This window comes from Paenibacillus vandeheii, assembly GCF_030433635.1.
Taxonomy (GTDB): domain Bacteria; phylum Bacillota; class Bacilli; order Paenibacillales; family Paenibacillaceae; genus Paenibacillus; species Paenibacillus vandeheii.
The window spans coordinates 75,479-95,937 of the sequence record NZ_JAROCD010000015.1; the positions used below are offsets into that span (position 1 = coordinate 75,479).

A 20,459-nucleotide genomic window follows, 5' to 3' on the forward strand; every position below is an offset into this window, starting at 1 on the left:
TTTTCAAGTTACACGGAATCGGGCCTGAGGCTGAAATTCAGTCTCCAGCGGAGAATGGAACCCTAGTTTTATTCCGTATGTTTACGATACGCATCCGCATTCATCAATGTGGACAGTGCCGCTGTCAAATCGCCCTCAACACGGATTTCGATCATCCAGCCTTCCTCATATGGAGAGTTATTAACCAGCTCCGGGGAATCCTGCAATGCCTCATTTACAGCAACAATTGTTCCACTTACAGGAGAAAACAAATCCGAAACGGTTTTGACGGATTCAATTGTTCCAATGCTGTCTTCCGCCTTTACATCCGATTCTAGGTCAGGCAATTCTACAAACACAATGTCACCCAGCTGATGCTGCGCGAATTCGGTAATGCCAATACGTACGGTATCCTCCCCTACGGTCTGCACCCATTCGTGCTCTTCACTGTACAGGAAATCACTTTTCAATTCGCTCATCGATATCCGCCTCGCTTTTCATTAAATGAGTGCATGCGCTTCTTTGACCTTAACCTTTTTCCCAAAACATAGCGTATGATATTTTAGAATCAAATGTCAAGATACCTTACAATTTATTTGATTTTCTTCCTTATATGCCTGTAACTCTATTGGACTCTCTCTACATATAATGGTGAATATTAGAAAAGTAAGCGTACTCTTTAAAAATATACGAACATTACAGAATTATCTTGAAATATCATTCGGATTTTTTGTTGATTTCTATGATATCGTTCTTGACATCAATAGTCGATTCAGGCTTTAATGAGAGTAGTAAATATGTTTATTGGTCTATGCAATACCCGCGGATGAATGTAAAGGGAGAGATTACCCTTGACACCCGAATCAGGGTGTACATGCGGTAACGCCGAAGGAGTAAACCACCGACAAGCGGGAGGTGAATCTCTCAGGCAAAAGGACTTTTACGGGACGCAACTCTGGAGAGCATCTATTCGCCCTGCGTGGGCGTTAGGATCACCCAAGGGGAAACCTGCTGCATCATGCGGCGGGGTAACTCTCAGGTACCAAGGACAGAGCCTAAGAATACAGCGTGCTTCTGGCATGCCGGTTCTTTGGCCTGTCCTTTTCCTTTTTCCCAAAAAAACGAAAACAGGTTATAGAGCGGCGCTGCCTATAGCGTCCTTACCTTACTTTGACAATTAAATGTTGATGACAGATTCATTGATCCACGGTTATACACTCGGCCTGTTGACGGCCCATGACGAGGTGATTGGATGTCCGATTTGCTTAGAACCCCACTCTTTCCACTCTATCAGCAGTATGAAGGCGTACGATGCATTGATTTTGGTGGCTGGGAGCTCCCGGTACAATTCAGCGGAATTCAGAAAGAGCATGAAGCGGTGCGAGAACGTGCCGGATTATTTGATGTATCCCACATGGGTGAATTCACTGTACAAGGTGAACACGCGGAAGCTTTTTTACAGCACATGACGACCAATGATGTAACAACACTCGTTCCCGGTCAGGCTCAATACACGTTAATGTGTTATCCGGATGGCGGCGTGGTCGATGATCTGTTGATCTATAAACTGAAAGACCAGCATTATATGCTGGTGGTTAATGCCTCCAACATTGACAAGGACTGGGCATGGCTGCAGCAGCACATGTCGCCAGGCGTAACGATGACTAATGATTCCAAACAAACGGCGCTGCTTGCCCTGCAAGGTCCACTTGCTGTGGATATTCTCGCAAAGGTGACTGACACTGATGTGTCTTTGATTGAGCCTTTCCGTTTTGTACCGAATGCAAAGGTATGTGGCGTTACATTGCTGTTATCCCGCACCGGATATACGGGTGAAGACGGATTTGAGCTCTATGTTCCTGCCGAACAGGCTGCTGTGGTCTGGAACGGATTGATGCAGGCGGGAGAAGGTTTCGGACTCGTTCCGACCGGACTGGGTGCCCGGGATACGCTGCGCTTTGAAGCCAAGCTTCCCCTGTACGGACAGGAACTGTCTGCAACCATCTCGCCGCTGGAGGCTGGCGTTGGCATGTTTGTGAAGCTGAATGCCGGGCCGTTTATCGGACATGAAGCCTTGTTGCAGCAAAAAAATGACGGGCCTGCCCGCAAGCTGGTCGGCATCGAAGTACTGGAGCGCGGTATTCCTCGCCCCCATTATCCGATATACGCCGAAGGCGTACAGATCGGTGAAGTAACCACAGGCACCCAATCCCCTACGCTGAAACGCAATTTGGGGCTGGCCTTGATTGACAGTAAATATGCTGCACTGGGTACCCCGCTGGAGATTGAGATTCGTGGCAAGAAACTGAAAGCCGAGGTCGTGAAGACCCCTTTTCATAAACGGACACGTGCGCCAAAGACACCTACTCAAGGAGCTGATCAAGCATGAGCAAGCACCGCTACATTCCCATGACCGAGCAGGATCAGAGTGCCATGCTGGCAACCATCGGTGTGGAAACAATTGAGGATCTGTTTCATGACATTCCACAGGAGATTCGCTATCAGGGTGAACTGCCTGTTTCCTCCAAACTGGATGAATATGCACTGACACGTCATATGTCGAAGCAAGCGGCAGCGAATGCCAACTTCGAGACACACGCCAGCTTCCTGGGTGCAGGCATTTATGATCATCATGTTCCCTCCGTCATTAATCATGTCATCTCCCGTTCCGAGTTCTATACCGCCTATACACCTTATCAACCTGAAATCAGCCAGGGAGAATTACAGGCGATTTTCGAGTTTCAATCCTACATCTGTGAGTTGACAGGCATGGCTGTAGCCAATGCCAGCATGTACGATGGTGCAACTGCATTTGCAGAAGCAGGCAACCTGGCCGCAGCAGCAACCCGCCGCAAACAGCTGATTGTGTCACGTACCGTGCATCCCGAGTCCCGTCAGGTATTGCAAGCTTATGCCCACGGCCTCAATCTGGAGATTGTTGAGATTGGGTATCAAAATGGTGTAACAGACTGGGATGCCCTGCAAGCCGCCGTGTCCGATGACACCGCAGCTGTCATGATTCAGAGCCCGAACTTCTTCGGCGCCGTGGAAAATGTAAAACAGGCCGCAGATCTTGCGCATGCGCACAAAAGCCTGCTCGTGGTCAGCGCCAACCCGCTATCGCTGGGTCTGCTGGAAGCCCCAGGCAAGCTGGGTGCTGACATCGTCGTTGGCGACGCACAGCCCCTTGGTATCGCCGCTTCACTTGGCGGCCCAACATGTGGATATTTCGCCGTATCCCAGGCTCATATGCGCCGGATTCCTGGCCGAATTGTAGGCCAGACCACTGACCGCAACGGCAAGCGTGGTTTTGTACTCACGCTGCAAGCACGTGAACAGCATATTCGTCGTGAAAAGGCGACGTCAAACATCTGTTCCAACCAGGCTTTGCTCGCACTGAGTGCCTCTGTCTATATGTCCATCATGGGTAAACAAGGTATGATCGATGTCGCTGATTTGAATTTGCAAAAGAGCCATTATGCCCTTAACACACTTACCGCAATTCCAGGGGTCTCTCTTACGTTTACTGCACCAACGTTTAATGAATTTGTTATCCAACTGCCTGAAGGAACAAATGTGGATGCCCTGCAACTGAAATTACTCGATGCCGGCTTCATTGGCGGGTATGAACTTGGAAGAGAGTATTCCGAGCTCGCCGGACATATGCTCATTGCCGTTACCGAACGACGCAGCAAGGAAGAGATAGACGAATTCGCACGTGTATTGGAGGGATCGCTGTGACTCAGGAAACGACAACAAAGACAACTTCAGGAACAGGACAACCGGAAACAGTAACCTCTGTCTCCACTTCGGGCCAGACGGAAACAGTTACAAAAATCTCTGCCCTAGCTGCCTCTTCAGCACGGGAGCAATCATTGATTTTTGAACTCAGCAGCCCGGGTCGGGTTGCGTACTCCTTGCCAGAATGCGACGTTCCCCGGCAAGCTGCCGATTCCCTGATTCCCCGGGAAATGCTTCGATCGGAAGCAGCAGCATTGCCTGAGGTTTTTGAAGTTGACGTCATTCGCCACTACACTGCTCTGTCTCGTCGTAATTTCGGAATAGATAACGGATTCTATCCGCTAGGTTCTTGTACGATGAAATATAATCCGAAGATTAATGAGGATGTGGCCCGTTACAACGGATTCGCCAAAATTCATCCATATCAGCACGAATCCAGCATTCAAGGTGCACTTGAACTGCTCTACACGTTACAAAATGACCTTGCTGGCCTAACCGGTATGGATGCCGTTACACTGCAACCTGCCGCTGGCGCACACGGCGAATGGACCGGACTCATGATGATCCGGGCCTACCACGAAGGTCGTGGTGAACAGCGCACCAAAGTCATCGTACCGGATTCTTCTCATGGCACCAACCCGGCAAGTGCAACCGTTGCAGGTTTCGAAACGGTAACGATCCCTTCCCGCGCAGACGGTCTGGTAGATCTGGACGTACTCCGCGCTGCTGTAGGGTCGGATACCGCAGCGTTGATGCTGACCAATCCGAACACACTCGGACTTTTTGAAAAAGACATTCAGGAGATTGCCTCCATCGTGCATGAGGCAGGTGGTTTGCTGTACTACGATGGTGCCAACTCCAATGCCATCATGGGCATTACCCGGCCTGGCGATATGGGCTTCGACGTAGTACATCTAAACTTGCATAAAACGATGAGCACTCCGCACGGCGGAGGTGGACCTGGAGCCGGCCCGGTTGGCGTGAAGAGCCGCTTGATTCCGTTTCTGCCGAAACCGATGGTTATCAAAAATGATGAGGGCATATATGCATTGGATCGCGAAGGTGATCAATCCATTGGCCGGGTCAAAGCGTATTACGGCAACTTTGGTATTCTAGTCCGTGCCTATGCCTACATTCGTACCTATGGACCTGAAGGCTTGCGCCGGGTATCCGAATGTGCGGTGCTTAACGCCAACTACATGATGGCCCGTCTCGCGCCTTACTACGAGATTCCGTATCCAGGCGTGTGCAAACATGAATTCGTAATGTCTGGCCGCGGGCTGAAACAGTATGGGGTACGCACACTGGATGTTGCCAAACGATTGCTTGATTTTGGATATCACCCGCCAACCGTGTACTTCCCGCTGAACGTGGAGGAATGCATCATGATCGAGCCGACGGAAACCGAGAGCAAAGAAACACTTGATGGGTTCATCGATACGATGATTCGCATTGCCAAGGAAGCAGAAGAGACCCCTGAACTGGTACTCAATGCCCCTTATGGCACACCGGTTACCCGTCTGGATGAAACAACAGCCGCCCGTAAGCCTGTATTGAACTGCGCTTGCAGTTAACCTGACTGCAGCCGAATCGTAATGACAATAACAGTACTACTCCTTATTTGGAAACAATACAGTCGTTCATAAAGACACCGCAGCAGACGCACTTTACACGTCTGCTGCGGTGTCTTCTTTTATTGGTCCCGTCCGTGCGTCTGTCTGTCTTTTGTTTATCCAGCGCCAAGTTTTCCAACAAGTGAGGGTCTATTCCTTTATGTTCAAGTCACTACCTGATGCTTAGTAGAAATATCGACAACAAAAAAAGCCGGTATCTGCTGTAACAACAGATACCGGCAAAATCGCTGCACGACTGCAGCTTTTTTATCGGAAAAAGAAACCCTTAAAATCGGGTGGAGACCCCTTAAAATTACATTACGCTTGAATGCTTTGAACCAATTCAACAACTTGTTCAGCCGTTTGCATATCCAGTGCTTTGGCAGCAAGCTCTTGCATATCTGCACGGGACAGCTTGGTGATCTGACTGCGAGCTGGCAGAATGGATGTTGCGCTCATGCTGAACTCATCCAGTCCGAGACCGAGCAGCAATGGAATTGCTGTTTCATCTCCGGCCATCTCTCCACACATGCCAACCCATTTGCCTTCACGGTGCGCTGCATCAATTACCATTTTAACCAAACGCAAGATGGCAGGGTTGTATGGTTGATACAGATAAGCCACACGCTCGTTCATACGGTCAGCAGCCATGGTGTATTGAATCAGATCGTTCGTTCCGATACTGAAGAAATCCACTTCTTTGGCAAATTGATCCGCCAGGACTGCAGTCGAAGGAATTTCAACCATGATTCCGAGTTGAATGCTGTCTGAAACAGCAATTCCTTCAGTAACCAGCTTCTCCTTCTCTTCGAGCAGGACAGCCTTCGCTTCACGGAATTCACCCAGTGTTGCGATCATCGGGAACATGACACGCAGGTTACCATGTACGCTGGCGCGCAGCAATGCGCGCAATTGTGTACGGAAAATATCCAGACGGTCCAGACACAGACGAACTGCGCGGAAGCCGAGGAATGGATTCATTTCTTTTGGCAGATCCAGATATGGAAGCTCTTTGTCTCCGCCAATGTCGAGTGTACGAACGACAACAGGTTTGCCTTCCATTTTCTCCAGTACAGCCTTGTAAGCATTATACTGAATGTCCTCGGAAGGAAGCTTGTCTCTGCCCATATACAGGAACTCGGTACGATACAAGCCTACAGCTTCGCCACCGTTCTCCAGAACGCCAGTAACATCATTAGGCGTACCAATGTTGGCAGCCAACTCTACATGAACGTTGTCCACCGTTACGGTTGGCTCGTCACGCAGTTTTCTCCACTCTGCACGTTGTGCATCGTATTGCTCCTGTTTGGAACGATACTCAGCAATAACATCGTCCGTTGGATTAACCAGTACGTGACCATCCAATCCGTCAACGATAATCATATCGCCTTGTTTTGCTTGAGCCAGAATGTCCTTGGTTCCAACGACAGCCGGGATTTCAAGCGAACGAGCCATAATTGCGGAGTGCGAAGTACGTCCACCAATATTGGTTGCAAAACCTTTTACATATTGACGGTTCAATTGAGCCGTGTCGGAAGGCGTAAGATCCTCCGCAAGCACGATCACTTCTTCACTGATCTCAGCTGGACTCATGAATTCGATACCAAGCAAGTGATTCAGCACACGTTTGGTAACGTCACGCATATCCGCAGCACGTTCCTGCAGGTAAGCACTCTTCATGTTTTCAAACATTTCGATAAATTGCGTTGCTGTTTCGTTCAATGCGAATTCCGCATTAACCTTATCATCTGCAATTTTCGCTTTAACCGGATCAATCAGTTCCGGGTCATTCAAAATGAGCAAATGCGAAGCAAAAATCTCAGCTTTTTTCTCGCCAAGCTCTTGTAAAGTGCGCTCTTTGATCGCCTCAAGCTCGCCCTGGGACTTGCCCAGAGCCGAGTCGAGTTTGGCGATCTCTGCGTCAACGTCGTTGATTTCGCGTTTTTCTACAGAGTAGTTGGGATGCTCCAAGATAAACGCCTTGGCGATAGCAATACCCGCCGAAGCCGCGATCCCAGAAACATTAAGCATTAATTTCGCCCAGCCCTTCGTTAACCATAACGTCTGTCAGAGCTTGAAGAGCTTCTGCTTCGCCTTCACCTTCAACGATGATGTTGATGGTGTCGCCTTGTTCCAGACCAAGGGAAAGTACGCCCAGGATGGATTTCAAAGTTACTTTTTTACCGTTAGCTTCTGCAAAGGATTCTGCACCTTTGAATTTGTTTGCTGTATTAACCAGGGCTGTCGCCGGACGTGCGTGGATACCATCTTCGTCTGTAATTCTGAATGTTTGTTGCATTACAATCATCTCACTTTCAATAATTTAGTTTAGGCATTGCATCTATTTACACTTGCTTGCCATTGGGATAACACTTCTTATTTTATCTCAATAATTGGCTGATCGCCAACTTTGAGCACGCCACTCTTCTTGAGGGTGACTGTTGATCCTTCTGGCAGGTTGGTGAAGATGACTGGTGAAATGATCGAAGGAGCGTTAGCTTTTACATACTCCAGATCGACTTCCATGATCGGTTGACCCGCCGATACCAGATCGCCTTCCTGCACAAGCACGTTAAAGCCCTGACCTTTCAGCTTCACCGTGTTGACACCTATATGAACAAGCACTTCCTTGCCTCCGTCAGACATAATGCCCACGGCATGTTTGCTTGGAAATACGTTAAACACTTTGCCATATACAGGCGATGTAATCTTGCCATCATGAGGCAGAACAGCAAAGCCGTCACCTGTCATTTTCTCGGCAAAGACCGGATCAGGAACGTTTGTGATGTCCATCAGTTCACCATTCACAGGCATAACGATGTCCTCGGCAACAATACGTTCGCCCTCTGCTCCCTGTTCCTTCTCCTTTTCAGGAGTTGGTTTGACCTCAGCTGCTGGCGTTGGTGCCGGTACACGTCCTGCAATGATATCCTGCATCTGGGATTTAATCGTATCTGAGCGTGTACCGAAGATGGCCTGTACATTATTACCCACCTCAAGCACACCAGATGCACCCAATTGTTTCAAACGATCTTTATTTACACTGGATTTCTCATTTACTTCAATCCGCAAACGAGTAATACAGGCATCCAGATGCTTGATATTCTCTTGTCCACCGAATGCAGCAAGAATGTTGTGAGGCAGATCATCCGTTGATCCGGAGCCACCGCCCGAAGCTGTTTCAGGAGTCGCTTCTTCACGTCCCGGTGTTTTGAGGTTGAATTTGCGAATGATGAATCGGAATCCGAAATAATAAATCACTGCAAGAATCAAACCTACGATGATAACATCCCACCAAGGTGTGCGATTCGGGATAATCCCGAAGATCAGGAAGTCAATAAATCCACCGGAGAACGTCATCCCGATTTTGACTCCAAGAATTTGCATCGTCATGAAAGACAAACCTGCGAAGATACAGTGTACTGCAAACAGGATGGGTGCTACAAACAGGAATGAGAACTCAAGTGGCTCTGTAATCCCTGTGAGGAACGAAGTCAGCGCAGCTGATCCCATGATCCCTGCAACATACTTTTTGTGTTCCGGTCTTGCTTCATGGTACATCGCAAGCGCCGCAGCTGGCAAACCGAACATCATGAACGGGAATTTACCTACTTGGAACGTTCCCGCGGTAAGGTTCACACCATCACGCAATTGATTGAAGAAAATTTGCTGGTCGCCACGAATGACATCTCCAGCTTTGTTCACATATTCACCGAACTCAAACCAGAATGGCGAGTAGAAAATGTGATGCAGACCGAACGGAATAAGTGACCGTTCTACGACTCCGAAAATGAATGCTGATAATGTCGGACTTGTATCTACCATGAAGTGAGATACAGCGTTCAGCCCATTTTGAATCGGAGGCCAGATGACCACCAGAAGCAACCCGATTAAGAGGGAAACGACTGAAGTGATAATCGGAACAAAGCGTTTACCTGCAAAGAAACCAAGGTAAGACGGTAGTTCGATTTTGAAAAATCGATTGTAACATAGCGCGGCGGTAATACCTATGATAATACCTCCGAACACGCCCGTACTCAATGTTGGGATACCCAGGATGCTGGCATAGCCTGGTACTTCACCGATCATCGCTGGCGTAACACCAACAGCCGTACCCAGAGTCACGTTCATGACCAAGTAACCGATGATGGCCGCAAGACCTGCGACACCTTCACCTCCGGCCAGCCCGACGGCTACCCCGACAGCGAACAGCAATGCCAGATTATCGAATACGATCTGCCCCGCATTCATCATAATCGTCGCGATTGAACTCACCCATGGGGTATCTAGCACGGTAGCATACTGAAGGAAATCAGGATTCACAAGCATGTTACCGATTCCTAGCAGCAAACCTGCCGCTGGCAAAATCGCCACTGGTAGCATAAGAGCTTTACCTACTCTTTGCAATACACCAAAAAGCTTTTTAAACATTGCGTCGTATCACCCTTTCTTTTAAATTTGTATGTTGTGAAGCAAGCAAGGGAAAACAAAAAAGGCATGAGTTAATAAAGGAAATTGATCCAACCTTCGGGTATAGCATACCCGGTATAAGGTAAGAACAATCACGCTCTATATAACTCATGCCTGATCGAATCAGTAACACGTCGTTTGTGTTTATTCAGTTGCTTGATTACGGAAATCATTGTAGCACCACTTCATAATCAGTGCAAGCCTTTACAAGAAAATTATCAAATTGAGATTCCACCTGTGGAAAATATTCACTTGTTATCTTCTTCTTTCCTTTGATTCAAGCGCTGCAAATGAATGGTCAGATAGCCTACTTCAGCAGGATATACAGGGAGATTCAACCTTTTTTCCATCACCTTTGTTAGCTTCCATGCAAGCGAGTACATTTCAGGATACTCCAACTTCAATAGGGAATCCAATTTATGAAGTTCTTCCACTTTGTCCCCCCGACGGACACGCTCCAAGGCGAATCGAAGATGGGTCAGCAACCTGGAGTAATCCAATGACTCCGTCTCAAACGAATAATCCAGTTGGGTGGACACCAGGCTCACCAAATCGGTAATCAGTTGGGAATGCTCCCGAACTTGAGAAATATTTTGGTTGGTCATGGCACTGTAAATGTGAAGCGCAATAAAACCGATCTCATCCATTCCCAAATCTACGCCCAATTTTTCCTTTATCAAACGCACCGCATAATCACCCATGCGATATTCGTCAGGATAAATTTCACGGGTTTCATATAAAAAAGGATTCTGTATGACAATGCCTTGTTCTTTCCGTTTTAATGCAAAAGAAATATGATCGGTCAATGCGATATGAATATGTTCGTTTAAAGGAACGTCCGTATGTTCTGCAATATACGTAATGACTTCGTTAATGATTTCGATCAATGCTTCATCCACTTGTGGAAGAAGCTGTTTATACTGCTCTTGCTCCTGCTGGTTTCTCAGAATGAACATCTTCTCCACAGCCATCAGAGGAATAATATCATTCGTTTTCCGATTGAAGCCGATGCCTTTACCAATCACGACAACTTCTCCATGTTCAGGATGCTGTGCAATAATCACATTATTATTTAGCGCTTTGGCTACTTGCAGGCTACTCAATGTTTGCACCTCTTTTTCACACCAGCTTAGGTGTGATTCAGTCACACCCTAGTAAGAACGAAAAGACATCCGAAAGCGGGCAAACCGCGCCGGACGTCTCGCTTAAAAAGTAACAAAAATTCGCCTTAAGGTCAATAGAGCATGAATGCTTTACAACTCGTTGTGTTACTCATCAACACCAGCTTTTTCCACAATCTTGTCAATTATAGACGGAGTCGTTACAGGCTCACTCTGTTGAATGGCAACCGGTGCTGCTGTTTTAGGCTTCGTGAAACCTTTAATTAACTGCTCCACATCAATGCCGGAGACACTTTTGAGCATCTCGGGAGCCGTCGCCATGAGCTCTGTTACATAATTGCTTACACGGGCAGCGCCTTCACCCTTACCTGTATCCACAACGGTCAGCTTATCAATCGCGGAGATCGGCTCCGCAATTTTACCAGCAAGTTCAGGCAGCATTTTGACAATGATATCGAGCACGGCAGCTTCGCCAAATTTTTGGAACGCTTCGGCCAGCTTTTCCTTCGCTTCTGCTTCTGCAAGACCTCTCAGACGAATAACCTCTGAATCCGCTGTACCTTTGGCAAGTTCTGCATCCGCCATAGCTTGCCCTTCAAGCCGCTTTTGCTCCGCTGTTGCCTTGGCATGCGTTTCGATGGAATACTGTATCGCGTCGGCTTCACGCATTCTTTTGGCTTTATCCGCTTCGGCAGCCTGCTCCACCGCGTAACGATCGGCTTCTGCTTTTTTCTTCACTTCAGCATCATATTGCTTCTCACGTACGATAATTTCTTTCTCTTGCAGATCGATCTCACGTTCTTTACGAACGAGCTCAACCTTCATCTCTTCTTCCACCACGGTCTGTCTCGCACGGGCTTCATGGATATGGTACGCCTGATCGGCTTCCGCTTTTGCTGTATCCTGATCCCGCTTAAACGTTGCTACCTTCAGTTCCTTCTCTTTTGCAGCTTCAGCAATATTCGTATCACGCAGCAACTCGGCTTTTTGGCCCTGTTCTTCCGCATTAGCCTTCTGAATACGTGCATCCCGCATCGCTTCTGCTTCCGCAATTTCAGCATCCCGCTTAACGGCTGCTATTCTCGGTTTACCGAGGGCATCCAGATAACCTTGTTTGTCACGAACGTCTTTGATCGTAAACGAGACGATCTGTAATCCCATTTTTTTCAGATCTCTGGCAGCTACGCCTTGAACCTCTTGCGCAAATCGATCACGGTTACGGTATACTTCCTCCACCGTCATTGTTCCGAGGATGGCCCGCAAATGCCCCTCCAGAACCTCCTGTGCTTCGCCTCTTAACGATTCCACGGGCTTACCAATGAATTGCTCGGCTGCGGTAGCCACGTCTTCTACAGCGCTTCCCACCTTGATAATCGCAACACCATCGGCAATGACCGGTACACCCTGTTCCGTGTATACTTCCGGTGTGGAGACGTCGAGCTTATGGGACAATAGCGAGATAAACTCCGACTGCTGGAACACCGGCAAAATAAATGCGCCGCCTCCACGAACAATTTTAATTTTTCGACCGGAATCATCGTCAGAAATGTTTTTGCTGCCAAGGAACGATCCCGTAACGATCATCGCTTCATCCGGTCCAACCGTTTTGTACCTTGCCCAGAAGGCCAAACCAAGAATCAGAATTACACCGACAACAATTGCAGGAATTAACAACACATCCCAATCCAAATTCAAATTCATTCCACATCTCTCCCCTTATTCATTCATGAGTGCTTAAACTGCTTACTGTTAAACTTCCTTAAACGTCTTTAAGTACATCTTCATCCCATTCTGACACACGCAGCACACCTTCGGTTACATCCACAACAACAACACGCGCTCCCGCCGCAATGGGACGATGTTCAAAGCTGGATGCGGTGTGCACTGTATTACCGGCAGCAATCTTGATCATGACTTCACCAAAACCTTTTTCCGGTACCGGAATGGTAATTTCTCCAATTTTCCCGGATAGCTCTTTCATGGAAAACGCAATGGAAACGTCACTGTTACGCATTGGCTTGATGTATGCAAAGAATACCAGCATGGCTGCAGCAATACCTATAAGCAGGGATAGTATCAATGCCGAAATCGCACTTATCGAGCTATAACGTGTCAGCATAATACCAGCTCCGCCAAACGTTGTTATGGAACCTGCCAGCACAACAGGTTTGAAAAAATCAAGGCCTGGCAATTCAAAGGCCCCGTCCAGCAAGCCATCAATCAAGTCACCTAGCACAAGGCTGACGACCGCAAATATCGCACCTCCGATTAGACACCCCCAATAGATGGACTCCATATCCCGTTCCTCCTCTCTTCTGCCGCAATTCCATACTCACTGGGCATTCCTCATGTAAATAAATACGTAGCAAGGTGCCGTTATGTTTCAAAATCTTTCCTCATTTGGTTCCAAGACCCGATAATGGTTATTCTCATCGTGCTAAGACCCACTTGCTTGAGCATTCTCAGATTTGCTCTTATTCACATCAAAAAACCGCAAATCTCCGTTAAAGGAGACATGCGGTTCCAGAACACATTACTGTGCCTTAATGTTTTGTTTTTACAGAGAAGCCTTGTAGATGGATACAACATCTTCACGTTGCAATTTTTTGAAGTTACCAAATGGGCCGAAGAGCATAGCTTTATCAGCCATAACTTCGATTTGGCTATCATCGATATCATAATCAGCCAGGCGATTAGGCGCACCAATGGATGTCCAGAATTTGCTCAATGCTTCGATGCCTTCTTCTGCAATCTGTTTGTCCGATTTACCTTCAGGGTTAACTTCGAACACATTGATCGCCAGACGTTTGAAACGATCCACATTCACGTCCACATTATGCTTCATCCAATGCGGGAACAGAATCGCCAATCCTCCGCCATGCGGAATATCATATACTGCGGATACCGCGTGTTCAATATTGTGAGTAGCCCAGTCACCAGCGAGACCCATGTTCAGTACGCCGTTTAACGCCATCGTTCCGCAGTACAGGATCGTTTCACGCAGCTCATAATTATCCAGGTCTTCAACCAGACGAGGGGCTGCATCCATGACGGTGCGCAGAATCGTCTCACAGAAACCAAGCTGAACTGGTGTGTTTGCATCTAGATGGAAGTAATGCTCCAGTACGTGGGACATCATATCCACCATACCATAAACCGTTTGGTCCAGAGGAACGGTATATGTATTTACCGGATCAAGGATCGAGAACGCAGGGAATGAATACGCACTGCCCCAGCCCAATTTCTCCTGTGTATCCTGATTCGTAATCACCGAACCGGAGTTCATTTCCGAACCCGTTGCAGCCATTGTGAGCACGGTACCGAGTGGTAGAGCATCCTGTGCAACGGCTTTGCGCTGAGCAAAGTCCCACATGTCGCCATCATACTTGGCACCTACGGCAATTGCCTTGGCACAATCCAGTACACTGCCGCCGCCTACAGCGAGGATCAGGTCGATGTTGTTCGTTTTGCAGAGGTCTACACCTTGGTGAACAGTCGAAAGACGCGGGTTTGGTTCCACACCAGCCAGCTCCGTAACTTCAGCTCCAGCTTCCTTGAGCAATCCGATCACCTGATCGTACAAACCGCTGCGTTTGATACTGCCGCCACCATATACAAGCAGAACCCGTTTGCCGTATTTCGGTACTTCGGTTTTCAGTGCTTCCAGCTGACCTTTACCGAATATCAATCGGGTTGGATTATAAAATTGAAATGATCTCATATCTATGTCGCCTCCAATGGAGTTTAGAATTTTTAGTGCAACTCCAATTATAGTACCCCGATTATATAAAAACAAATCGATAGCCACTCACTTTATATCAACCCGTTGATTTGCAAATGTGCACGGAACATTTCGCTGGTTGAAGGCAGGCTTTCCTTATCCACCCATGTCTCAGACGACCATAATCCCGCCTGTTTAAACGCTCGTGGACAATGAATGAAACATTCTTCCACATCCACAATGACAGCCGCCCCAATGGTTTTACCGCTCCAGCCCATACTGGCGATAAATTCCTCATCCTTGGTAATCGAAGCCCTCCCATTGATACGCAGCACTTCATTCATACCTGGAATTAGAAAGATCATGCCAACTCCTGGGTTGGACAGAATATTCAGCAGCGAGTCGATTCGGCGATTACCCGGACGTTCGGGATAAACAAGCCGATATTGATCGAGAACTTTCACAAAGCCTGCTTCATCACCGCGAGGGGATACATCACTTTTACTTGAACGGTCTGAAGTGGACAGGAAAAATAATGGCGACATGGACAGAAAGTGCTGGACATGTGAATCCACAAAGGAAATGACCTTGTTGCGCACTTGCTCGCTTGGTTCGCCTACCATGTTCTGCAATTCCTCTACATCGGTAACCAATGGTACATTCAAAGCCTTTTTTTCCATTTTCATATCCCCTTTTCTTCAAAATGATAAGGAGTATCCATTACTTTTCTTCTAACATTATACATGTGTGCATAGAAAAGAAGTATTCTTCCATTTTCACAAGTCAAACAAATCAAAACACCAGCCCTTGTATGAGCTGGTGTTCCTTGTTATACCTGTTGTTATTCAATGTATCCCATGCTGCTTACAAAACGACGGAAGGCTTGACGCCCTGCCTCATCATATTTGTAGACGCCTGCATGTTCCAGAATTTCGGCGAATTTCAAGCCGACTTCCTGTTGTACAAGCGCAACGGCTTGCTCCTTGTTCAGGTTGGGACCGAAACGTTCAATCAATTCCTCAGCCCAGCCCAGATGCTTGTTCAATACATGATCGGAAGCTTGGGCTGCCTCGGCAAGCTTGATATCCCCAGCGAGAATATCCGCAATGCTGTCCAGCTCTTCTTTCAAACGACCTGGCAGGATGGCAAGCCCCATCACTTCAATGAGTCCAATGTTCTCCTTCTTCAGATGATGCATCTCGCGGTGCGGGTGGAAAATCCCTTCGGGATGTTCATCATTTGTGCGATTGTTCCGCAGAACGAGGTCCATCTCATATCCACCGTCTGCACTGCGGCGAACGATCGGAGTAACCGTGTTGTGCGGAATCAGCTCTCCGTCAACCTCACTGAATGCCTCGATCTCCACAGTAGAATCACTGTACACCTTCCACGCTTCATAAACGGCATTGCCCGCTTCGAGCAGCTCAGCCGGATCATGTGAAGCCAGTCGCAGTACGGACATTGGCCATTTCACAAGACTAAGCGTAAGTCCCGGCGAACCTGGATGGCGGAATACCGCCTCTGGCTTCGCATTTTGAATGGCAAAGGTATGACGTCCACCCTGGAAATGGTCATGGGTCAGAATGGAGCCGCCAACGATGGGCAGATCGGCATTGGAACCGATGAAGTAATGCGGATACTCTCCCACGAAGGCCAGCAGCCTGCGCAGTGTATCCTTGGTCAATTTCATCGGCACATGATCGTGATGGAAAATAATGCAGTGCTCGTTGTAGTACACGTATGGAGAGTACTGGAAGAACCAAGGTTCACCGTTTAATTCCAATGGTATGACACGCAGGTTTTGACGAGCCGGGTGGTTGACCCGACCGGCATAGCCCACATTTTCACGACAGAGCTGGCACTTCGGATACACCGGAGGCGGAAGCAGCTTTGCCATCGCGATTTCCTTCGGGCTTTTCTCCGGCTTGGACAGGTTAATTGTAATCTCCATATCGCCATAAGCTGTATCCTGTGTCCAGTACACATTTTTGGAGATGCGGTCCATCCGAATGTAGTTGGAGTGAATCGAGAGCTCATAAAATTGGGAAGTAGCCGCCTCAATGCCTTCGGTCTGCTCCGTATGGCGGAATGCGCGCACCACCTCGGATGGACGGGCCATTAATTGACCCATAATTTTGGCATCGAGCAAATCACGGTACGTGTCCGTATTTTCGGGTATAAGTCCAATTTCAAATCCGTAGTCAATCAGTGTATCCAGCAACGGTTGTGGTCCATCCAACACCGTCTCGTTTAATACTCCGGCATACGGCTCAGAGAACCCGAACTGCTCCAGCAGCAGATTACGACTGTAATCCAGATCCGCTTCTTCAATCAGTTTGTTCTGCAAGGCAAATGCTACCAGACGTTCAATGGCATGCAGTGCTTCCTGCTGCTCCGGGGTCCGCTCTGTGGCACCTGCTGCAATATGAGTCTGTGACATATCAATATTCGCCTCCTAGTTTTTTCCGTAGCCTTCAGGATGAGACTGGTGCCAGCTCCATGCGCTTTGAATGACATCTTCAAGATTCGTCCATTTCGGGTTCCAGCCCAGTACGGATCTAGCTTTGGCAGACGATGCCACCAATACAGCCGGATCACCCGCACGACGTGGTTCCTGAACAACCGGAATATCCAAACCGGTCACTTTCTTGGCCGTCTCGATAACCTGTTTAACTGAGAAGCCTTGACCGTTACCCAAGTTGAACACGTTGCTGTTCTCGCCTTTACGGAGATAGTCTACGGCCCGCAGATGCGCATCCGCCAGATCACTTACGTGGATGTAATCACGTACACAGGTTCCATCTTCAGTCGCGTAGTCGTCACCAAACACGGCGATGTGAGGACGTTGTTTTAAAGCCGTTTGCAGCACGAGTGGAATGAGATGACTCTCTGGCTGATGATCTTCACCAATTTTGCCACTGTCATGGGCTCCGGCTGCATTGAAGTAACGCAGGGATACGTATTTGATTTCCTGTACTTTGTCGAACCACGACATCATGCGCTCCATCATGAGCTTGGTTTCACCGTATACGTTCGTAGGCTCTGTGCGGTCACTCTCTTCGATCGGCACTTTCTCCGGCTCACCGTAAGTGGCAGCTGTGGAGGAGAAGACGATGCGACGTACATTTGCTGCATTCATTGCTTCCAGCAGACACAGTGTGCCAAACACGTTGTTATCATAGTATTTAACAGGATCTTTCATGCTCTCGCCGACCAGTGAGTTGGCTGCAAAGTGAATGACTGCATCAATGGAATTCTCAGCGAACAGCTTCGCCAGAAGTTCCTTGTCACGCAGATCTCCTTCATATAATTTCCCACCCAGCAGAGCTTCACGATGCCCTGACTGCAAGTTATCCACAACAACAACCTCTTCGCCACGCTCCAACAAAGCCGCTACCGTATGAGAACCAATATATCCTGCTCCACCTGTCACCAAAATCGCCATCTTACTTCGCCTCCTTCAATTCTTTAACGCCGTCGCCCACTCCGCATACATAGAACTCGCCTTTGAGATTGGTGCGTGCTTCATAGGCTGCTCCAACTTCAGTTACAAAACGCTCCACATCGTCCTCATGGACAAGGGATACCGTACATCCGCCGAATCCGGCTCCGGTCATGCGTGCACCAAGAGTTCCCGGAATTCGTTGTGCTTCCTCTACCATCACATCCAGCTCTTCGCAGCTCACTTCATAGAGATAACGAAGCGATTCATGAGAAGCATTCATCAGCTTGCCGAAGGTTTCGAGATTGTTATCACGGAGTGCATCCACCGATGCAAGTACACGTGCATTCTCTTCCACCACGTGCTGGGCACGCTGTCTTACCTTCTCATCCTTGATATGATCCTGGAGTGTGATGAACTGTTCTGGTGTAAGTTGCGCCAGGTAGTTCAGCGTAGGCAGCTGTTCTTTCAAAATGGCAAGTGCCTGCTCACATTGAGAACGCCGTTCATTGTAAGCCGAGTCCACCAAACCGCGGCGTTTGTTCGTGTTACCAATGACCAGCTTATAGGCGCCGGTACGGAATGGAACTTTTTCATACTCAAGGGTGTCACACATCAGCAGGATTGCATGATCCTCTGCGCCATTCGCTACAGCGAACTGATCCATGATGCCGCAGTTAACACCGACGAATTCGTTCTCCGCCTTTTGGGACAGAAGCGCCAGCTGAACCGTATCGATATCCTTTACACCTTCGAGGGACTGGATGGCATACCCGGTGAGAACCTCCAGCGATGCGGAAGAGGAAAGTCCTGCGCCGTTCGGAATTTCTCCATGGTAGAGGAAGTCATAACCTTTGGTTACTTTCACGCCTTTGCCTTGAAGTTCAACTATGACGCCGACCGGATAATCCGTCCATTCCCCTGTTTTCTCTTTGCCAATAGTAGACGTATCCAGCGTTCCTTCATAGGGCATATTGGTGGAAGCCAACTGCAACTTGTTGTCCTCACGCTCGCGGATAATCAAAGTGGTGCCGAATTCAAGCGCTGCCGGAAGCACGTATCCACCGTTATAGTCAATGTGCTCACCGATCAGATTCACCCGCCCAGGGGCATGGAATACACGGATGTCCGCTCCACTCTCTCCGTACTTGTCAATAAACTTTTGTTTCAATTCATTTATGTTCATTGCTGCTGCACCCCATCTCAATGTTGTTGGTTTTCTTAATGTTATTATACAAGAAGGCGGTCCCACTTGAAATGCAACCATGTGTGTTCCATATGGATAAATGTGACCTTTCGACGTATAATGAATGGAACATCAAGGAAGGAAAGGAATGTCATCATGACTGAACAACGTATGGAAGATGTAACGGGTTCACCAGCCGAACGCACCACGCCGGAGCCCTCGGGTAAAAGCGGAGCACTCAGCTATTCAGTTGCCTCCAATCCTGTCTATTATGAAAAAGGGGCATTACATGTCCTCTTTGCAGGTGCAAGCCAAACCCTCCCCGGTCACGCCCTTGGACCAAAGCTATACGATTATTATCTATTGCACTATGTAGAAAAAGGGTCCGGTACGTTCCGTACTGAACTGCACACCTACGAACTATCCGCAGGAGATTGTTTCCTCATTCATCCGGGGCAGCTTGTGAGCTACCAATCCCATGCACGTCAACCCTGGCAATACCGGTGGATGGCCTTTACTGGCAGCCAGGCTGCGAAGCATACAGAGGAAGCAGGATTCCGTCCTGAGAAATCCGTCTTTCATGCCGGACCATCTTGTGGAATTTCGGATTGGTTATCTGTCATGCAGATGGCTTTTGCCGAGCGGAAAGAAAGCTCTCATTTTACATCGCTGGGTACGTTATATATGATTCTAGCCGAAGCACAAAATCACCTTTCTCAAGGCCAAACCTTAATACCGGGTGAATCTTCAATACGTCGAACGGTAAAACAGATGATTCAATATATGTCTACCCAATATGCCTACCCTGTCTCGATTGAGCAAATGTCATCAAGTCTTGGCTATAACCGTGCGTACCTGTCCCGCATATTCAAACAGGAAACCGGGCTATCACCAGTTACCTACCTGCTTAAACTGCGGATCGACAAATCGCGCCAGCTACTGCGGGAACGTCCTGATCTGTCCATTGAACAGGTATCTGCCTCTGTAGGGCTGCCAGATGCGCTGTATTTCTCCAAACAGTTCAAACGATTCCACGGTGAAGCTCCCAGCCTGTACAGGGAGAACATTCTTAAGAGGCCGCAGACGCAAGGGACACGCCAAGCACCGCCTAACAATCGATGATTCTTTATACCGAAAAGGATGCTTTCTTGCATCTTGCATACATACAGAAAAGAAATGATAAAAA

General features: G+C 48.1%; 16 protein-coding genes and 2 riboswitches. Of the genes, 4 read left to right on the plus strand and 12 right to left on the minus strand.

What is annotated here, in order from left to right; genetic code table 11:
- Window positions 1-68 precede the first annotated feature (68 nt).
- Window positions 69-458 (minus strand): glycine cleavage system protein GcvH, encoded by a 390-nt coding sequence (gene gcvH, locus P5G61_RS26050; protein WP_024633107.1) that lies wholly within the window; start codon window positions 456-458, stop codon window positions 69-71.
- A gap of 347 nt (window positions 459-805) precedes the next feature.
- Window positions 806-929: riboswitch (glycine riboswitch) on the plus strand.
- 3 nt (window positions 930-932) lie between these two features.
- Window positions 933-1,033: riboswitch (glycine riboswitch) on the plus strand.
- 198 nt (window positions 1,034-1,231) lie between these two features.
- Between gcvH and gcvT the strand changes: the two genes are divergently transcribed.
- The 3 genes from gcvT (at window position 1,232) to gcvPB (ending at window position 5,294) form a co-directional block, all read left to right on the plus strand.
- Window positions 1,232-2,368, plus strand: coding sequence for a glycine cleavage system aminomethyltransferase GcvT (gcvT, locus tag P5G61_RS26055; RefSeq protein ID WP_301249129.1), 1,137 nt, complete (start codon window positions 1,232-1,234; stop codon window positions 2,366-2,368).
- On the plus strand, window positions 2,365-3,720 hold the full coding sequence (gcvPA, locus tag P5G61_RS26060) for an aminomethyl-transferring glycine dehydrogenase subunit GcvPA (protein WP_079350657.1): 1,356 nt from the start codon (window positions 2,365-2,367) through the stop codon (window positions 3,718-3,720). The genes gcvT and gcvPA overlap by 4 nt, the downstream gene beginning before the upstream one ends.
- A gap of 95 nt (window positions 3,721-3,815) precedes the next feature.
- Window positions 3,816-5,294: an aminomethyl-transferring glycine dehydrogenase subunit GcvPB gene (gene gcvPB / locus P5G61_RS26065; RefSeq protein WP_301249198.1), complete on the plus strand. Its 1,479-nt coding sequence runs from the start codon at window positions 3,816-3,818 to the stop codon at window positions 5,292-5,294.
- A gap of 357 nt (window positions 5,295-5,651) precedes the next feature.
- Here gcvPB and ptsP read toward each other — a convergent pair whose 3' ends face one another.
- From ptsP to P5G61_RS26120, 11 genes are all read right to left on the minus strand, one after another.
- Complete coding sequence (gene ptsP / locus P5G61_RS26070; RefSeq protein WP_301249130.1) at window positions 5,652-7,364, minus strand: phosphoenolpyruvate--protein phosphotransferase; 1,713 nt, start codon at window positions 7,362-7,364, stop codon at window positions 5,652-5,654.
- A complete protein-coding gene (locus P5G61_RS26075) occupies window positions 7,357-7,632 on the minus strand; it encodes an HPr family phosphocarrier protein (protein WP_024633102.1) in 276 nt (91 codons plus the stop codon). Before P5G61_RS26075 ends, ptsP begins: the two co-directional genes overlap by 8 nt.
- Window positions 7,633-7,709: 77 nt before the next feature.
- Window positions 7,710-9,764 carry a glucose-specific PTS transporter subunit IIBC gene (ptsG, locus tag P5G61_RS26080; RefSeq protein WP_301249131.1) on the minus strand — a complete coding sequence of 685 codons (2,055 nt, stop codon included), beginning with the start codon at window positions 9,762-9,764 and terminating at the stop codon, window positions 7,710-7,712.
- 287 nt (window positions 9,765-10,051) lie between these two features.
- Window positions 10,052-10,906: a glucose PTS transporter transcription antiterminator GlcT gene (glcT, locus tag P5G61_RS26085; protein WP_301249132.1), complete on the minus strand. Its 855-nt coding sequence runs from the start codon at window positions 10,904-10,906 to the stop codon at window positions 10,052-10,054.
- Window positions 10,907-11,071: 165 nt separating this feature from the next.
- Window positions 11,072-12,625: a flotillin lipid rafts scaffold protein FloT gene (gene floT, locus P5G61_RS26090; protein ID WP_301249133.1), complete on the minus strand. Its 1,554-nt coding sequence runs from the start codon at window positions 12,623-12,625 to the stop codon at window positions 11,072-11,074.
- Window positions 12,626-12,683: 58 nt separating this feature from the next.
- Window positions 12,684-13,220 (minus strand): NfeD family membrane protein, encoded by a 537-nt coding sequence (locus P5G61_RS26095; protein WP_063566870.1) that lies wholly within the window; start codon window positions 13,218-13,220, stop codon window positions 12,684-12,686.
- 261 nt (window positions 13,221-13,481) lie between these two features.
- Window positions 13,482-14,645 (minus strand): iron-containing alcohol dehydrogenase, encoded by a 1,164-nt coding sequence (locus P5G61_RS26100; RefSeq protein ID WP_301249134.1) that lies wholly within the window; start codon window positions 14,643-14,645, stop codon window positions 13,482-13,484.
- 92 nt (window positions 14,646-14,737) lie between these two features.
- Window positions 14,738-15,331, minus strand: a complete 594-nt coding sequence (locus tag P5G61_RS26105) for an MSMEG_1061 family FMN-dependent PPOX-type flavoprotein (RefSeq protein ID WP_301249135.1) — start codon at window positions 15,329-15,331, stop codon at window positions 14,738-14,740.
- 155 nt (window positions 15,332-15,486) lie between these two features.
- Entirely contained in the window at window positions 15,487-17,085 is a 1,599-nt protein-coding gene (locus tag P5G61_RS26110) for a UDP-glucose--hexose-1-phosphate uridylyltransferase (protein ID WP_301249136.1), read from the minus strand.
- A 15-nt stretch (window positions 17,086-17,100) separates the two neighbouring features.
- Complete coding sequence (galE, locus tag P5G61_RS26115; protein WP_301249138.1) at window positions 17,101-18,090, minus strand: UDP-glucose 4-epimerase GalE; 990 nt, start codon at window positions 18,088-18,090, stop codon at window positions 17,101-17,103.
- Window position 18,091: 1 nt separating this feature from the next.
- Window positions 18,092-19,273, minus strand: a complete 1,182-nt coding sequence (locus P5G61_RS26120) for a galactokinase (RefSeq protein WP_301249139.1) — start codon at window positions 19,271-19,273, stop codon at window positions 18,092-18,094.
- 156 nt (window positions 19,274-19,429) lie between these two features.
- Here P5G61_RS26120 and P5G61_RS26125 point away from each other — a divergent pair, with 156 nt between their 5' ends.
- Window positions 19,430-20,395, plus strand: a complete 966-nt coding sequence (locus tag P5G61_RS26125) for an AraC family transcriptional regulator (RefSeq protein ID WP_435874295.1) — start codon at window positions 19,430-19,432, stop codon at window positions 20,393-20,395.
- Window positions 20,396-20,459: the final 64 nt, after the last annotated feature.